This window comes from Caballeronia sp. GAFFF2 (assembly GCF_023631485.1).
GTDB lineage: Bacteria > Pseudomonadota > Gammaproteobacteria > Burkholderiales > Burkholderiaceae > Caballeronia.
The window spans coordinates 115,814-132,955 of record NZ_JALQDA010000027.1 but is presented as its reverse complement, the minus strand read 5'-3'; the positions used below and the strand labels follow the sequence as shown (position 1 = coordinate 132,955).

The following is a 17,142-nucleotide window of genomic DNA, read 5'->3' as shown; positions in this document are numbered from 1 at the left end:
ATGAAACTCGCCAAACCGATGTTCGCGCCGCATACGTCCGCTATCGAGCGCGTCTGGTATTTTGCATTGCGCCTCATTTGCGTGCTGACGTTGCTCTATTTGATTCTGCCGGTACTTGCCATCGTGCCGCTTTCGTTTTCGTCGAGCACGTTTCTCGTCTATCCCATTCCGGGCTATTCGATGCGCTGGTATCACAATCTCGTCATGTCGGACGAGTGGCGCATGGCGGCGAAGAACAGCTTTATCGTCGCGCCCTCGGCTACGCTCGTCGCGACGATTCTCGGCACGCTCGCGGCGGTTGGATTGACGAAGGCGAATTTCGTCGGCAAGAGCGTGCTCATGGCCGTGCTCATTTCGCCGATGATCGTGCCGGTGATCGTCGTCGGCGTCGGCATGTATTTGTTCTTTGCGCCGCTCGGCATCGCCAACACATATTTTGGGTTAATTCTGGCGCATGCGGCGTTGGGCGTGCCGTTCGTCGTGACCACGGTTGCGGCGACCTTGCAAAACTTCAACATGAATCTCGTGCGGGCGAGTCAGTCGCTTGGCGCAAGTCCGCTGCGGACGTTTTTTCGCGTGACGCTGCCGGTCATTGCGCCGGGCGTGATTTCGGGTGCGTTGTTCGCGTTCGCGACATCGTTCGATGAAGTGGTCGTCACGCTGTTTCTCGCGGGCGCCGATCAGACGACGCTACCGCGTCAGATGTTCACGGGCATCCGCGAGAACATCAGCCCGACGATCGCCGCGTTGGCCACGATTCTGATCGTGTTTTCGACGAGTTTATTGCTGGCGCTGGAGTGGTTGCGGGGCCGTGCGGCGGCGCGCGCGGTTGCGGAGTAATGATCTGCAAGCGGTCCAAGCTAGCTCGCCAGATCGAGACAAAGCGTTGCCGGCTGAGGCTTCGAGTAGGGCCTCGGCTGCGAAAAGCACTGCAATGCGATGTCGCCGAAGTCGTATTTTCAGGTTTCGGTCGGCGATAAGCGAGAGTTCGGCGTGCTCCTTTCAATGTCGACGCTTTATCCGCAATGTCTTCGCTAATACGCCAGTCCGCAAGCGTGCCCACCGTTGGCGTGAGGCGCTTGCTGGCTACGCCTTCGATTGGGCCCGCGACCGCCAAACGACATGCAGTTTGCTAACGCTGAAGTCACCTTTCCACCGAGGCGCTGCTTGTAGATACTTCATTCATCGCGCGGCAACTGACTCACAGCGCGCGTGAAAATGTGACACGATGGTCATACACAGCGACAACGGCAACGTAAGACGCGGCACGCGCTGCTTGCGTCCGACACCGGCTTCGTTGCGCCACGCGACAGACCCAGGATGGCCACTTTTTGCGCGTTGACGCTTCGCCGGCCGTCAGATAAAGCCGTCGCTTTCCGGCAGATTCGCATATAGCGCAACGTGTGGAAGAGCGTGCCCGGCGCATCGTCGCTTCCGGGACGAAGGACGCGTAAAGCGCCCGCTTACCCGCTTGCCTCATTGCTATGTCGGCCAATTAAGCCGCCAAGGCCGCCACTTCGGAGAACGATCGTACAATACCGGCGGTCCGCGATCGCAAGCGTCCGGCGCTCAAACCCATGTCCAGCAAGCCTTCGCTTCGCCAGCGCGCGATTATTCGCGGCAACGGGACAGTGTTTTCACCTATGCACTATTTATCGGAATATGCTTAATAGCGTACGTTCTAGGTCGAGTCAAAGCCTGGAACAATGCCATGACAGCTTTTTCGAAAATTGCAGACCCGTGGTCACAGACGGTTCACCTGCTCGAGGCGGCGCCGCATGACGCCGCCCACACCAGCCCCTCGCAAAAAACCGCGCGTATCGAAGATAGTTTCCTCGACCGCCTGACGCGCGACTGGAACCGCGCCCACCCGCATCCGCGCCCGTCGGATGACCGCCTGCCTTTCCCACAGGCAGTCGTGCGCGTGATCGAGCGGCCGTCCAGCGCGACGGCGCTCGTCTACTGGTCGGACCCAGGTACCTGCCACTATGGTTATCAAGGTTGGCGCGCGACGACGGCGAGCGCCGAAGGCATCTGCTCGCTCTCGGGGATGCCGATTCATCGCGGCGATCAGGTGTATCGCCCGTCACAGCGCGATCCGAAACCGCAGAATGCCTCCGCGATGATTCTCGCCGCAGCGATGCCGGCCAACAGCGAGGAAGTCGAATGCGACGTGCACGACTAAGCTGACCGCTCGGTCGCGCAGCGACGACGGCGACGGGTTCCGGCACCCCAGGGTGTCGGGATCGTCGCCGCCTTGCGTCTATTGGTTGCTGTCAGTAACCGACGGTGAAACGCTGCTTGATATGCGCTCCGCTCTCGAATTCATCGAGAAACGCGATGGCAAAGTCAGCGAAAGAGATCCAGCTTCGGCCATTGTTATCGACGAGCAATTCGTCCACGCCGATACGGAATTTTCGCGTGCGCGGACCGTCGACGAATTCCGCGGACGGCGAAACGAACGTCCATTCGAGTTCGCGCTCGCGACGCAGCGCGTCGAGAAATGCCGCGCCCGCGGTTGCCTCTGAACGGTACATTTCCGGAAAATCGGGCAGATCCAACACGCGCTGGCCCGGCCCGACATAAAGACTCGCCGCGCCGCCCACCACGAGCAAGCGCCTGACGCCCGCGCGTCGAAGCGGCTCGGTGATCGCACTCTCCGACAATGAAGCGAAATGCGCGGCGCTGAAGACGGCATCGTGACCGGCGACGGCTTCGCTTAGCGCGGCCGCATCCGATGCGTCTACATTCTTCGCGTTGACTTCAAAACGCTGGGCGATCTCCGACGTGTTGCGTGCAAGCGCCGTCACCGTGTGTCCGCGCCGCAACGCTTCCTCCAGCAACTTGCTTCCGGCATGTCCGGTCGCGCCAATGATCGCTATTTTGCTCATTGTTGGTTCTCCTTTGTGACACCGCTTTCGCCGGCGATCGGGCCTGCGTTTAACTTACCCCACTTCGCAATAAATCGCTCATTCGAAAGGCGTTTCGCAACGATTCTTCATCATAGTCGCGTCATACGACGATCTCGTTTTTCGCCGCGTGTTTAGCTACATTTTTCTCGCTAAAAAGGACGCAAGTTTCGAGCCGAAAAACAGATTTGCAAGACAATTCAGAACATGCTTCGTCATAATCAGAACGCACATTCACACGAGCACGTCGCCCTTACACTGTAGGGCCCCGTGCTCTTGGGAATATGCAACTGCAGCGGTCATCGGCGCACCGCGCGAAGCACGCTCATCGAGAGCTTCCATCGATTCGTCAATTTGTCATGTCATTGGTTTATATTGCATTTCCTCGCCGCTCCATTACCGGAAGGAGTTAATCGTGAAGAATCCGCAATTACAGGGTGCCATCGAAGGACGCGACAATCCGTCTGGCGAAACCGCCTACGAGTCGCTTCCGGTCAGTGCCGCGCCCGAAGAGTCCGCCGACGAAAACGGTTACTCCGATGCGCTAGACATTCCGCTCGACTACGGCATCGTCATGGATGCAGTTCGAGACGCGGTGCGCGCAAATCCGTGATCGTTGCTTGCCAAGAAAAAAACGCCCCGCTCGGGGCGTTTTTTTTCGCCTGTCACGCGTTAGAGAGTTGCGCTGAGTCGCGCCGATTATCGGTCACATTGACCGATATCAGTTCAATCTACAGACATTTTTAAATGCCTCGAAACACTAATGTCAGACAAAAAGATGCATTTTGTCTCAACGCAATTAATAAGAGGATTAACCCCTTCCTGTGATTGTCAATCCGTATGAATCAGGCCTGAGTTTTGTCGTTTGATAATATTAACAAGATGGTACACTCTCGCGTCCACGACCGCAGAGCCATAGCGGGCGGGCCTTCGCCCGAGCTTGTCTAAATTTTGTCGAAAAGGCAGGTTTATTCGAATGCTCGAACTGAGCCGCAATCGCATGCCTATTCGCTCAATACGATAAAAAAATGCGCTGATAGTCTTTCCACTGGCGAAAAAAAACCCAGTGGGATACCTTCAGACGTGTTTTATCGACTGGACAAACCACCGGATCGGTGCTCTGTCGCGCAGTTAGACAGTCGCAGCGTTCCAGGTAAAAAGAACCGACGACATTGCAAGAATTCTTGCAGACTCCCTTAGGCCATTCTGAACGGCAACCATGTCAGCTACTTTCGATTACCTCTTCGACCACACGATTTCCAGGCAATGGCGTGGATTTCTTGGCGCGCTTGCCGAGGAGTTCGAAGCGCAGATCGGTCGTGCGGAACTTCGACAGTTGATGCATCGAGTCGGCAGCCGATTCGCCGATGCCCGGCCGCTTCCTCAATGCGATTCGACCGCCGACCTCGCACACGCGCTGAATGTTTTGTGGCGCGATTCGGAATGGGGCTTCGTCGAATTAGCCGACGAGCGCGAGTATCTGAGCATCGTTCACTACTGCGCGCCGTTGCCGGCGTTCGGAGAAAGCGCGCTTGCATGGACACCGGCTTTTCTTGAAGGCGCTTATCAGCACTGGTTGAGCGGTTTGGGCGCGCAAGGGCTTGCTATTTCCCAGGCAAGCGAATTGAGCAGTGATGGTGCAGTCGAGTTCCGGCTCGCGCGCGCCGCAACGAGATAAGCGACGCAACTGAAGCGGCGCTGCAAGGATTCAATCAATTTCAACGACCGCCGTTATATATGAAGGCAACGGCGATATCGACTGTCCATGCAACGGACAGCGCCAAAAATATTGCATCAGGCCAGTTCGACGCAAGGCACGACGAGGATGCGGCAACATGAATACATCACGCGACATCGAAAAGCTGTTCGATCATTTCGGCGGCAATGCAGGCGACTACCAGGAAATCGGCCGCGAAAACGAGGCCAGGAATGCCCGCACGCGCTGGCCGCTCCTGGCCACGCTCGATTTCGCGCAACCGGCCATCCCGGAAATCGCGCCGCGTCGTGATGTGCAGGCGAGTCCGGTGCACAAGCGCGAGTTTGCGGCACAAGCGGATGCCGACCGTGCCACGGCCGCGCCCACGCCAATGCCGATCAATCGCGCCAAGCCGCCGCTTTTCGCGCGTGCGCATCGCCGCACGATTCCGCCCGTCACGCCGCCCGCCGCGCTCGATTCGCTGAGCGCCTTGCGCTTTTCGGCGCTCGCCGACGCCGCGCCGGTTGCCGTCGAGGCGAAGCCCGAAAGCGCGGCACCGATTCCCGATTCCGCTCCAGCGCCTGTCTTTGCGCGTCCGAGCGCGCCGGCGCGGTTTTCGGCGTCGCCCTTCGCGTCTGAGCAGGGGAACGCTGGTGCCGTGACACCTCCGGCCATTCTTGCGGCGGAAGCGAGCGGCAGCATCAAAACCGCTTCGAACTCCCTCGCTCGGGAAGGCGCCTCGACCTTCCGCGCTCGCGAAATACCCGCCGCGCTCGACCCGGCTGTGCAAACCCGCACCGGCCCGCGCGAACAGGAAAGCAACGCGCCTTCCATTCTCGGCAAGCTCTTCAAGCCACAAGAGCCACAAGCACCGCAAGCCCCCGAAGGCTCGCTCACCGCGATGTTCGACCGCCTGCGCCAACCGAGCCCGTCATCCGGCGCAACCGATTCCGCGCAGCCGAACCGCGCCCTCTTCGCTGCCCGCCTCACACGCTCATGAAAGTCATCACGGTAGTTTCCGCGAAAGGCGGCGTCGGCAAGACCACGCTCGCCGCGAACCTCGCCTCGGTGCTCGCCGCGCGCCATCGCCGCGTGATCGTCGTCGATCTCGATCCGCAAAACGCGCTGCGCTTGCACTTCGGCATTCCGCTCGACAGCATCGACGGCATTTCGCGTGCAACGCTCGCGGGCGACCCGTGGCAGACCGTGATGTTCGATGGCGTCGACGGCGTCACCGTGCTGCCCTACGGCGCGGTGCTGGAAGACGATCGCCGCCGCTTCGAGGCGCTCGTCGACCAGGACCCCGCGTGGCTCGCGCGCTCGCTCGAATCGCTTGCGCTCGATCTCAACGACATCGTTATCGTCGATACCCCTCCGGGCTCGTCGGTCTATACGCGCACCGCGCTGTGCGCCGCGAACTTCGCGCTCAACGTCGTGCTCGCGGATGCCGCCTCCTACGCCGCGATTCCCGGCATGGAGCGCATGATCGACGCCTACGCCGCGCCGCGTCAGGACTTCGGCGGACAGGGCTACGTGGTGAATCAGGTTGACCAATCGCGCCAGTTGAGCAAGGACGTGCTCAAGGTCTTACGCAACATGCTCGGCACGAAGCTCTTTCCGGGCGTGATCCATCAGGACGAAGGCGTCTCCGAGTCGCTTGCGTGCGACACGACACTCATCCACTACGACCCGCTCTCGCAAGCCGCCGCCGATTTGCGCGCGTGCGGCGACTGGCTTCTCGCCACCGTCGACTCCATGGCCGCTTCGAGGAACGTCGCATGAGCTCCGCCAAGATTCCCTCGCAGGAAACGGAAGTCAGCGTCGCCACGTCGCGGCTGGAACGTTTCGTCGATGCGCGCATCTGGGGCAGCCGCATCCTCACGGTGTTGCTCACGCTGTTCGCGCTGTTCTCGCTCTACTTCGTGGTGACGGTGCCGCTCGCGTTCGGTCAGCAGCTCGCTTTCGCAACCGTTTGCTTTGCCTGCGCGCTCGGCTTCCGGCGTCTGCAAGGCCAGTACGCGACGCTCGTCATGATCATGTTGTCGGTCGTATCGTCGGGACGCTACATGTTCTGGCGTCTGACCGAGACGACCTACTGGGAGCGTCCGCTCGACGCCGCGTGGGGCCTGTTGCTCGTCGCAGCCGAGGTCTACGCCACGCTCGTGCTGCTGCTCGGCTACTTCCAGACCGCGTGGCCGCTCAAGCGCAAGCCGCTGCCGCTGCCCGCCGATCGCAACGACTGGCCGACCGTCGACGTCTTCATTCCGACTTATAACGAACCGCTTTCGGTGGTGAAGCCGACCATCTACGCGGCGCTCGCGCTCGACTATCCGACCGACAAGATCGCGATCCACGTGCTCGACGACGGCCGCCGTCCCGAGTTCAAGGCGTTCTGCGAGGAGGTGGGCGTCAACTGGACGATCCGCACGCATAACCGCCACGCGAAGGCCGGCAACATCAACGAAGCGCTCAAGATCACGAAGGGCGAATACCTCGCCATCTTTGATTGCGATCACATTCCGACGCGCTCGTTCCTGCAAATCTGCCTCGGCTGGTTTTTGCGCGACAAGCTCATGTCGATGCTGCAGACGCCGCACCATTTCTTCTCGCCCGATCCGTTCGAGCGCAATCTCGGCACGTTCCGCAAGGTGCCGAACGAAGGCGAACTGTTCTACGGTCTCGTGCAGGACGGCAACGATCTGTGGAACGCGACGTTCTTCTGCGGCTCGTGCGCCGTGCTGCGCCGCTCGATGGTCGAAGAGATCGGCGGCATTGCGGTCGAGACCGTGACGGAAGACGCGCATACCGCGCTCAAGCTGCATCGGCTGGGCTATACCACGGCGTATCTCGCGATTCCGCAGGCAGCCGGACTTGCCACGGAAAGTCTTTCGGGCCACATCGGTCAGCGCATTCGCTGGGCGCGCGGCATGACGCAGATTTTCCGGATCGACAATCCGCTCACCGGCAAGGGCCTAAAGCTCGGCCAGCGGCTGTGTTATCTCAATGGCATGCTGCACTTTTTCTATGGCGTGCCGCGTCTCGTGTTCCTTACCGCGCCGCTCTCGTATCTGTTCTTCGGCGCGCACGTGATCGAGGCGGCGGCGGGCACCATCGCCATCTTCGCGCTGCCGCACATGATGCACGCGAGCATCACCAATTCGCGCATGCAGCGTTCTTTCCGCCATTCGTTCTGGGCCGAAGTGTATGAGTCGGTGCTGGCGTCGTACATCACGGCGCCGACGCTGCTGGCCGTCATCAACCCGAAGCTCGGCAAGTTCAACGTCACGGCCAAGGGCGGCCAGATCGCGAAGGATTACTTCGACTGGGGCATCTCGCGTCCTTATCTGTTCTTGTTGCTGCTGAACCTGCTTGGCTTCATCGCGGGCGTGGTGCATATCGTCATCAACTGGCATATCCGCAGCGAAGTGCAGACCACCGTGCTGAATCTCTGCTGGACCGTCTACAACATGCTGATTCTCGGCGCGAGCGTGGCGGCGGCTAGCGAGCGGCGTCAGGTGCGCAGCACGCATCGCGTGACGATGAAGATGCCCGTCATGCTCAAGTTCTCGACGGGGCGCACGCTGGCTTGCGAGACGATCGACTATTCGGAAGGCGGCGTCGGCGTGAAGCTGCCGAACGACATCGAAGTGCCGATGCACGAACGCGTCACCGTCTCGCTCTTTCGAGGCGACGAGGAATACGCGTTCCCGGCCACGGTCGGCTTCACGGCGAAGGGCCGCGTTGGCCTGCGCTTCTCGCAACTCACGCGCGAGCAGGAATACGACTTCGTGAAAACCACTTTTGCGCGCGCGGACGCGTGGACCGGCTGGTCCGAAGGACGCCGCCCCGATACGCCGCTGCGCGGCCTTTCGCACGTGCTGCTGGTAGGCACGCGCGGTATCGCGGGGCTTTTCGAGCATCTCTACAGCGACCTTCGGACCTGGACGAGCAAGCGTTCAGTCGACATGAAGAAGCTGAACACCAAAGACCAATAAAGGCACCGGCATGGCGAAGTTGCGTGTTGATCACGATGCGGGCGAGCGCGCGCCGCGTTTTTGCGAACGCCCGCTGGTGCGGGCGCTGGCGTTCCTCGCGGCACTGCAGACCGCGCTTGCCGGCCCGCTCGCGTCCATCGCGGCAGCGGCGGATGCCGTCGCGGCCAACGGCGCGCCGACGCAGCAGGCCACCGGCGTCGGCAGCGTGCCCGCGCCAAGCCCGGCCGTGATCTACAACTCCGCGACGATCGTCCAGCCCGCGCTCGCCATGCCGGTTCCCGCGTTCTCCGGCAAGCCGTCCTCGCCGCTCGCCGCGCGTCTTCCGACTACCGCCGATCCGGGCACGCTCGTTCCCGGCGGCCGTCGTCAGACGCTTACTTTCGTGGACCTCGGCGCGCAGGACCCGCTGCAAATGCGCGGCACCGATGGCCAGAACGGCGTGGCGTTTTCCGTGCGCGGCGACGAAGTCGTGACGGCCGCGGTCCTGCATCTGATCTATAGCTATTCGCCGTCGCTGTTGCCGTCCATCTCGCAATTGAAGGTGCTCGTCAACGGCGAAGTCGCGGCGACCCTGCCCGTGCCGCGCGATCAGGCCGGCACGCTCGTGGCGCGCGATATCGCCATCGATCCGCGCTTCATCACCGAGTTCAATCACCTCAACGTTCAGCTGATCGGCCATTACACGCAGCAGTGCGAGGACCCGTCGAATTCGACGCTGTGGGCGACGGTCAGCAACGCGAGTTCGCTCGATCTCACTTATGCGTCGCTTGCCAGCAAGCCCGATCTCGCCGCGCTGCCCGCGCCGTTCTTCGACCGGCGCGACGTGCGCCGCCTGGAACTGCCGTTTGTCTTCGCGGGCAAGCCGAGCCTGCCCGCGCTCGAAGCGGCGGGCACCGTGGCGTCGTACTTCGGCTCGCTCGCGGGGTATCGCGGCGCGATCTTCCCGGCACAGTCCGATAACGTCCCGCTCGCGGGCAACGCCGTCGTGTTCGCCACCGGCGATGCGAAAATCGCGGGCGTCGATCTGCCGCCGGTTTCCGGTCCGACCATCGCGGTCGTCGAACGCGATGCCGCCGCGCGCGGCCGCTTGCTGCTCGTGATGGGCCGCGACGACAACGAGTTGAAGACCGCCGCGAAAGCGCTGGGTGTCGGTCGCAACGCGTTCTCCGGCACGAGCGCGACGATCACGCAATTCGCCGATCTGCAACCGCGCCGCCCCTACGATGCGCCGAACTGGCTGCCGTCCGACCGCGCCGTGCGTTTCGGTGAATTGGCCGAAGCGCAGGATCTGACCGCGCGCGGTTACGACGCCGACGCCGTGCGCGTGAACCTGCGTGTGCCGCCTGATCTCTTCATGTGGCAGACCAAGGGCGTGCCGGTCGATCTGAGCTATCGCTACACCGTGCGTCCGGCGCCGGACCGTTCGTCGCTCAATATCAGCGTGAACAATGGCTTCGTGCAGTCGCTGCGCATCCCGGCGGTATCGACTTCGACGTTCGATCTCGGCCAGTACTTCAGCCGCGTGATGCCGGACAAGACCGTGGCCGCGCGCCGCGAGGTTTATCTGCCGCCGCTTCTGATCTCGCCGCGCGCGCAGTTGCGCATGCACTTTTACTACGACATTCCGAAGACCGGCGAATGCACCGGCCGTCTGCTCGATAACGTCGTCGGCGCCATCGACCCGAATTCGACCATCGATCTTTCGAGCTTCCCGCATTACATGGCGCTGCCCGATCTGGCCGCGTTCGCCAACGGCGGTTTCCCGTTCACGCGCATGGCCGACCTGTCGCAGACGGCGGTCGTGCTGCCGAACGATCCGAACTCGGCGGACTACAGTCTCTTTCTGCTGGAGATGGGCCGCATGGGGGCGTCGACGGGTTATCCGGTCACGGGCGTCACAGTGACGAGCGCGAACGATGTCGACCGCTTCGCCGACAAGGACTTGCTGGTCCTCGGCTCGCCGGGCCGCCAGCCGCTTCTGCAACGCTGGGCGAAGAACATGCCCTTTTCCGGCGACGGCGACGCGCGCACCTTCCAGCTGAGCGATGTCGCGTTCAAGCTGGTCGACTGGTGGCATGGCGAGCATGGCCCGGAACGTTCTCCGGCGCGCGCCGATCTGTCGCTCGTGAGCTCCAACGGCGACGCGCTTCTCACCGGCTTCGAGTCGCCGTTGAAGAGCGGGCGCAGCGCGGTGGCGCTCATCAGCGCGGCGGGACAGTCGGATGCGGATTTGTCCGCCGCCCTGCTCGACAACGACTTGTTGCCATCCATTCAAGGCGCGATGGCGGTGATTCACGGCCGCACGGTCGCGGTCACGTCCAACGGCGAAGCCTATTACGTCGGCCAGCTTTCGCCCATGCACTACATGCGCTGGGCCTTGTCCGCGCATCCGGTGCTGCTGGTGTTTTCCGCCGTGATCGCCGCGCTCATCATCGCTGCCGTCTTTTATCGTGCGCTGCGCTCGCTCGCCGCGCGGCGTCTGAGGGACTGACATGCGGGGTTCAATTTCGAAGGCCGCCGTCGCGGGTGTTCTTGCCGGCGCGGCGTTGAGTTCACAATCTGCACAGCAATGCGAATGGCCGGCGTATCGGTTGTTCGTCGAGCGCGTCGTGCAGGCCGATGGCAGAGTCGTCGACCATTCCACCGACGCGCAGCAGACCACCTCAGAAGGCCAGTCCTACGCCCTCTTCTTCGCGCTGGTCGCCAACGACCGCGCGACTTTCGACCGTCTGCTCGACTGGACGCGCGCCAATCTGGCCGGCAATCAGTTCGATGCGAACAACGTGCGTCTGCCTTCGTGGCAATGGGGCAAGAAGCCGGACGGCAGCTATGGCGTGATGGACCCGAACTCGGCATCGGATTCGGACTTGTGGATTGCATACGACTTGCTGCAAGCCGGACGGCTGTGGAAGGAGCCGGCTTATACGAAGCTCGGCCAGGCGCTCGCGGCGCAGATCGCCAAGCAGGAAGTGGTCGATATGCCGGGCCTCGGGCCGATGCTGCTGCCCGGTCCGCAAGGCTTTCGCACAGGCAATGTCACGCGTCTGAACCCGAGCTATCTGCCGCTGCCGCTCCTGCGAGCATTGGCTCGCGACATGCCCGACGGCCCGTGGGCGAAGCTCGCGCAAAGCGCCGCGCGCATGATCAAGATCACCGCGCCGCGCGGCTATGCGCCCGACTGGGCGGCGTATCAAACAAGTCAGAACGGCCAGTTCGTGGTCGATCCAAAAAGCGGCGATACCGGCAGCTACGACGCGATCCGCGTCTATCTTTGGGCCGGCATGACGGCAGCGGGCGATCCGCTCGCGAAGCCCTGGCTCGACGCGCTCGGCGGCATGCGCCAGAGCGTGGCGCAGACGGGATTTCCGCCGGAGAAGGTTTCTTCGACGACCGGTACGGCCAGCGGCGAAGGCCCGCTCTCGTATTGGGGCGCGCTCGCGCCATACTTCAAGGCGCTGAACGACCAGCACGGCCTGGGCCTCGCGCGCACGCATCTCGAAGCACTCGTCGCGCCGCCGGGCGCGGGCCGCGAACCGGTGTATTACGACCGCGTGCTCGGTCTCTTCGGTGGCGGCTTTGTCGAAGGCCGCTATCGCTTCGACGAATCCGGCCGTCTCGTGCCGAACTGGAGAAGCGCATGCTGATGCGGGCCAGACAACGTACCTTGGCCATCCGCATCGCGGCATTGTTCGCGGCGGCGGCGCCGGCCATCGCCATCGCGCAGACGAGTGCCGATCCGCTCAACGTGTTGATCGACCAGGGCAAATACTGGCAGTCGCACAAGCGCGGCGACCTCGCGGAGCAGGCGTGGCAGAAGGTGCTGCGCCTCGACCCGAAGCAGCCCGATGCGCTCTTCGGCATGGGCATGGTGCTCGCCGATCGCAAGGACGGCAGCGGCGCGCAGCAGTATCTCGCGCAACTGCGTCAGGTCGCGCCGAACTATCCGAACATCGACGATCTGGGGCGGCGTCTCGGCGAAACCAGCGCGCGCGATCAGACCGTCAACGACGCGCGCCGTCTCGCGCAGAGCGGACAGAGCGCGTCGGCGGTGCAGGAATACAAGCGTGCCATCGGAGGCAAGCCCGCGACGCCCGAACTTCAGCTCGAGTATTACCAGGCGCTCGCCGCGACGCCGCAAGGCTGGGACGAAGCGCGACGCGGCCTCGAACAACTCGCGCGCCAGAACGCCGACGATCCGCGCTACACCCTCGCCTATGCGCAGCATCTGACGTATCGCGATTCGACGCGGCGCGATGGCATCGCCCGGCTGGCGGCGTTGTCGAACGACAGCACGGTCGGCGCGCAGGCGAAGAAGAGCTGGCGGCAGGCGCTGCTGTGGCTCGGCGCGCGCGCATCGGACGCACCGCTGTTTCAGGCGTATCTGCAAGGTTCGCCCGACGATGCCGCCGTCAAGGCGCGTTTCGATTCGATGGTGCTGCAGGACAAGGAAGCACGCGAACGCGCGCAGGCGGGCGCAGTCGTCGATGCGCGCGGTCGCACTGTCGCAGAAGGTTTCGCTGCCGTGGATCGCGGCGATCTGGTCGCGGCGCAGGCGCGTTTCTCGTCGGTGCTCGCAAGCGATCAGAACGATGCCGACGCGCTCGGCGGCCTCGGCGTCATCGCGCTGAAACAGGAGCGTTTCGCGGAAGCGCGCAGCTATCTCGAACGCGCGTCGCGGGCCGGCAATCCGGCGCGCTGGAAGGACGCGCTGACGAGCGCGACGTACTGGACCTATACGAGCGATGCCATCGGCGCACGCAGCAACGGCGAGATCGCGAAGGCCAAGGCGCTCTTCGAACGCGCCATCGCGACGAGTCCCGCCGATGTCACCGCGCAGACGCTGCTCGGCGAAATGCTGCTCGCGAATGGCGATCCGAAGGGCGCGGAAGCGGCGTACCGCATGGCGTTGCGGCGTCAGGCGGACAATCCCGATGCCATTCGCGGACTCGTCGGCGCGCTCGCGGCGCAGGGACGTGGCGATGAAGCGCTCGAATTCGCCAACAAGCTGAACGCGGAGCAACAGGCGAAAGCCGGCGGCATCAACAAGCTGCGTGGCGATGCGCAAGCCGCGCAGGCACGCGCCGCCGAAGCACGCGGCGATCTGGGTACGGCGCGCAGTCTCTTCGAGGACGCGCTGCTCAATAGCCCCGACGATCCGTGGCTTAGGCTCGACCTCGCGCGCATTTACGTGCGTCAGGGCGCGGTCGGCAATGCGCGCAGCATGATGGACGGCTTGCTCGCGGCGCACCCCGACATGACCGACGCGCTCTACGCGAGCGCCCTTCTGTCCGCCGAAACACAGGACTGGTCGACGGGTCTATCGCAACTGGACCGGATTCCCGCCGCGCAGCGCACGCCGGCGATGGGCGCGTTGCAGCATCGTCTGTGGGTGCATCAGCAGACCGAACTCGCGACGCGCGCCGCCGCGGCCGGTCAGCGCCAGCAGGCCTATGCGATTCTGCGTCGCGCCGAGCCGCTTGCTGCCGGCAACGCGGAACTGACGGGCGCGGTGGCGTCGGCGTATCTGAAAGCGGGCGATGCATCGCGCGCACTCTCGCTCACGCGCGGCGCGATCGCCAATTCGCCGAACGATCCCGGTCTCTTGCTGCAATACGCGGGCATTCTCTCGCAGACCCAGCAGGACGCCGAACTCGGTTCCGTGATGCGCCGGCTGCAGTCGATGCCGCTCACCGCGCAGCAACGCGCCGACTTCAACAATCTGAACGTCGGAATCGTGATCGCGCGGGCGGACAACGTGCGCCAGAGCGGCAATCTCGCGGCGGCTTACGACGTGATCGCACCTTGGCTCGCCGCGATGCCCGACAACGCCGACTTGCAGGCCGCGCTCGGCCGCATGTACACCTCGGCGGGCGACGACCGCAGCGCGCTCAACTGCTATCGAACTGCGCTCGCGCGCCGTCCGGACGACGTGAATCTGCAAGCCGCCGCGATGTCGGCCGCCACCGGCGTGCGCGATTTCAAGCTGGCGGAGACGCTTGCCAAACAGGCGTACGACACCGCGCCAAACGATCCGGGCGTGCTTGCATCGATCGGGCGAATGTATCGGGCAGAAGGCAAGCTCGATCTCGCTGCGCAGTTCCTGCAGCGCTCGCTGCTTGCGGCCAATACGCCGCTCGCGCCTGCTCCCGGTCAGCCAGCGAGCAACCTGCCGCGCGACTGGCAGACCGCGATGAGCCGCATCGGCACGATGCCGTTGCCGGGCACCAATCCATTCGAAGGCAAGACCGCCGTCGATACGGCGCCGTCCGCGCTTGCCGCCGGATCGAATGCGTTTCCGGGGTATCGCCAGAACATCACACCGACTTATTCGCAGCCCGTGCCGAACTATTTGCCGCCTCCTCAGACCGTGCCTTATTCCGCGCCTTATGTGAGTCCTTATAACGGCGCGCCGGGGGCGCCTGCCAATGTGCCTCGTCCGGTTGCGGGCGGTGGGTATGGCGGTGCGGCGGATGGGTCGGGGGAGTCGGGTGGCGGGGTCGTCCCTGTCAGGGTGCCGCGTCCGGTCGAGGGCGGCTATGGTCCCGACAACTATGGCTCGGGGCAATCCGGTGCGCCGTTGCAGCCGTACCCGGGACAGGATCAGGGCGCGGGTGGCGCGCAGCAGGCTTACCCGGGTCAGCAGACTCAGTATGCGCAGCCGGCTTCGTATCCTCAGCAAGCGCAGTACGCGCAACCCGCTTCATATCCGCAACAAGGTCAATACGCGCAGCCCGCGCCGTATCCGCAGCAAGCGCCGATGTATCAAGGCGCGCCGTCTGCCGCTCAGGACGCGTATAACAGTTCGCCCTGGCCGATGTCGCCCGCGGCGCAAGCCGCGCAGTCGGAAGCTTATGCGCCGCAAAGCGCGAGCACTCGGGCGGGTACATCGACGGCGAAGCGCTCGGCATCGCGTAAAGCCGCCAACGCGCCGCAGCAGCAGTACGCGCAGGCGTCGTATGGTCAGCAGGCTTATGCGCAGCAAGGCTATCCGCAGCAGCAATATCAGCCGCCGTATCAGCAAGCGTATCCGCAGCAAGCTTATGCGCAGCAGCAATATCAGCAGCCCTACCCGCAGCAACAGTATCCGCAACAGCAATATCAACAACCCTATCCACCGCAATACGCCCAGCAACAGTACGTGCCGCAACCACCCGCCGGTTACGCGCAGCCGTATTATCCGCAAGCCGCGCAAGCCGGGCAGCGCGCCGCGTCCGCCGCCACGATGAACACAGGCGGCATGCCCGCGCCCGTCGCGAATCCGCAAACTGCAGGCGTCGCCGATGAACTCGCGCAGATCGAGCGGGAACAGGCCAGCACGGTGTCGGGCGGGATCATCTTCCGCAATCGCAACGGCGAAGACGGTCTCTCGAACCTCACCGATATCGAAGCGCCCATCGAAGGCCGCATCAAGGCCGGCAACGGCCACGTGATCGTGCGGGCGACGCCCGTCACGCTCGACGCCGGCACCGCCAGCAGCGAGCAGAACACGCTCGCGCGCTTCGGCTCCGGCATCAACGCGATCGCTCCGGCCGCCGGCAACCAGTACGGCTCCCAGACGGCGACCGGCGTGGGACTCGCGGTCGGTTACGAGAACCGCAACTTCAAGGGCGACGTCGGCACGACGCCGCTCGGCTTTCGCGAGACCAACGTCGTTGGCGGTTTGCAGTATCAGAACGCCATCACCGATAAAGTCTCGTACTCGCTCGCCGTCGCACGACGCGCGGTCACGGACAGCCTGCTGTCCTATGCCGGCGCGCGCGATCAGCTTGCGGGCGCGACCTGGGGCGGCGTGACATCGAGCGGTGCGCGCGGCGACCTCGCCTGGGACGACGGCACGAGCGGTGTCTATGTCAACGCGATGTACCAGTTCCTCGACGGCAAGAACGTCGCCACGAACAACGCGGTCAAGGGCGGCGGCGGTGTGTACACGCGCATCATCAAGGACGCGGATCAGGCGCTGACCATCGGCGCGAATACCACCTTGATGCACTACGACAAAAACCTTTCGTACTTCACCTACGGACAAGGCGGCTACTTCAGTCCGCAGCAGTACGTCATTCTCAACTTTCCGGTCGAATACATGGGCCGCACCGGGCTTTTCACATACGACCTGAAGGGCTCGATCGGCGTGCAGCATTATCGGCAGGACGCGTCGAACTACTTCCCGACGGAGCCGAATTATCAGGCGGCGTTCACGGCGGCCAACCTTGCACCGGATGCCGGCGCGGTCTATCCGAGCCAGAGCAAGACGGGCGTGTCCTACTCGCTCAACGCGACGGGCGAATACCAGCTTGCGCCGCAACTCGCCATCGGCGCGACGGCTTCGTTCGGCAACGCGTATCAGTATCGCGAATGGCTCGCTGCCGTGTACGTTCGATACAGCTTCACGCGGCAAACCAGCGTGCAGCCGCTCTTCCCGCCGCAGGCTTTCAGCTCGCCGTATTTGTCGTTCGCGAATTGATGCGGACTCGACGCCATGCGCCTACGTTGCGGTGCATGGCGCATCGAAATTGCATGACGCTGCCTCACATCGTTGCTCCTC

At 63.4% G+C, this 17,142-nt stretch carries 11 protein-coding genes; 10 read left to right on the top strand and 1 reads right to left on the bottom strand.

The window, feature by feature from the left end:
- Window positions 1–840: an ABC transporter permease gene (locus NCT04_RS17020; protein WP_250466689.1), complete on the top strand. Its 840-nt coding sequence runs from the start codon at window positions 1–3 to the stop codon at window positions 838–840.
- A gap of 871 nt (window positions 841–1,711) precedes the next feature.
- Window positions 1,712–2,185 carry a DUF3331 domain-containing protein gene (locus NCT04_RS17015; protein ID WP_250466687.1) on the top strand — a complete coding sequence of 158 codons (474 nt, stop codon included), beginning with the start codon at window positions 1,712–1,714 and terminating at the stop codon, window positions 2,183–2,185.
- Between the two features lie 91 nt (window positions 2,186–2,276).
- Here the strand turns inward: NCT04_RS17015 and NCT04_RS17010 are convergent, their stop codons facing one another.
- Complete coding sequence (locus tag NCT04_RS17010; RefSeq protein ID WP_250466686.1) at window positions 2,277–2,891, bottom strand: NAD(P)-dependent oxidoreductase; 615 nt, start codon at window positions 2,889–2,891, stop codon at window positions 2,277–2,279.
- Window positions 2,892–3,324: 433 nt separating this feature from the next.
- On the opposite strand from NCT04_RS17010, the gene NCT04_RS17005 reads away from it, so the two are divergent.
- The 8 genes from NCT04_RS17005 to NCT04_RS16970 all read left to right on the top strand — a co-directional run bounded on the left by NCT04_RS17005 (window position 3,325) and on the right by NCT04_RS16970 (window position 17,061).
- Window positions 3,325–3,522, top strand: a complete 198-nt coding sequence (locus NCT04_RS17005; protein WP_244828575.1) for a hypothetical protein — start codon at window positions 3,325–3,327, stop codon at window positions 3,520–3,522.
- A 606-nt stretch (window positions 3,523–4,128) separates the two neighbouring features.
- The gene (bcsD, locus tag NCT04_RS17000; protein ID WP_250466685.1) at window positions 4,129–4,587 is read left to right on the top strand and encodes a cellulose biosynthesis protein BcsD; all 459 of its coding nucleotides are present in this window, start codon (window positions 4,129–4,131) and stop codon (window positions 4,585–4,587) included.
- A gap of 157 nt (window positions 4,588–4,744) precedes the next feature.
- The gene (gene bcsP, locus NCT04_RS16995; protein WP_250466683.1) at window positions 4,745–5,605 is read left to right on the top strand and encodes a cellulose biosynthesis protein BcsP; all 861 of its coding nucleotides are present in this window, start codon (window positions 4,745–4,747) and stop codon (window positions 5,603–5,605) included.
- Complete coding sequence (gene bcsQ, locus NCT04_RS16990) at window positions 5,602–6,387, top strand: cellulose biosynthesis protein BcsQ (protein ID WP_250466681.1); 786 nt, start codon at window positions 5,602–5,604, stop codon at window positions 6,385–6,387. Before bcsP ends, bcsQ begins: the two co-directional genes overlap by 4 nt.
- Window positions 6,384–8,600: a UDP-forming cellulose synthase catalytic subunit gene (bcsA, locus tag NCT04_RS16985; RefSeq protein WP_244828583.1), complete on the top strand. Its 2,217-nt coding sequence runs from the start codon at window positions 6,384–6,386 to the stop codon at window positions 8,598–8,600. The genes bcsQ and bcsA overlap by 4 nt, the downstream gene beginning before the upstream one ends.
- 10 nt (window positions 8,601–8,610) lie before the next feature.
- The gene (gene bcsB, locus NCT04_RS16980) at window positions 8,611–11,091 is read left to right on the top strand and encodes a cellulose biosynthesis cyclic di-GMP-binding regulatory protein BcsB (protein ID WP_250466679.1); all 2,481 of its coding nucleotides are present in this window, start codon (window positions 8,611–8,613) and stop codon (window positions 11,089–11,091) included.
- A 1-nt stretch (window position 11,092) separates the two neighbouring features.
- Window positions 11,093–12,244, top strand: coding sequence for a cellulose synthase complex periplasmic endoglucanase BcsZ (gene bcsZ / locus NCT04_RS16975; RefSeq protein WP_250466678.1), 1,152 nt, complete (start codon window positions 11,093–11,095; stop codon window positions 12,242–12,244).
- Window positions 12,244–17,061: a cellulose synthase subunit BcsC-related outer membrane protein gene (locus NCT04_RS16970; RefSeq protein ID WP_502800682.1), complete on the top strand. Its 4,818-nt coding sequence runs from the start codon at window positions 12,244–12,246 to the stop codon at window positions 17,059–17,061. Before bcsZ ends, NCT04_RS16970 begins: the two co-directional genes overlap by 1 nt.
- Window positions 17,062–17,142: the final 81 nt, after the last annotated feature.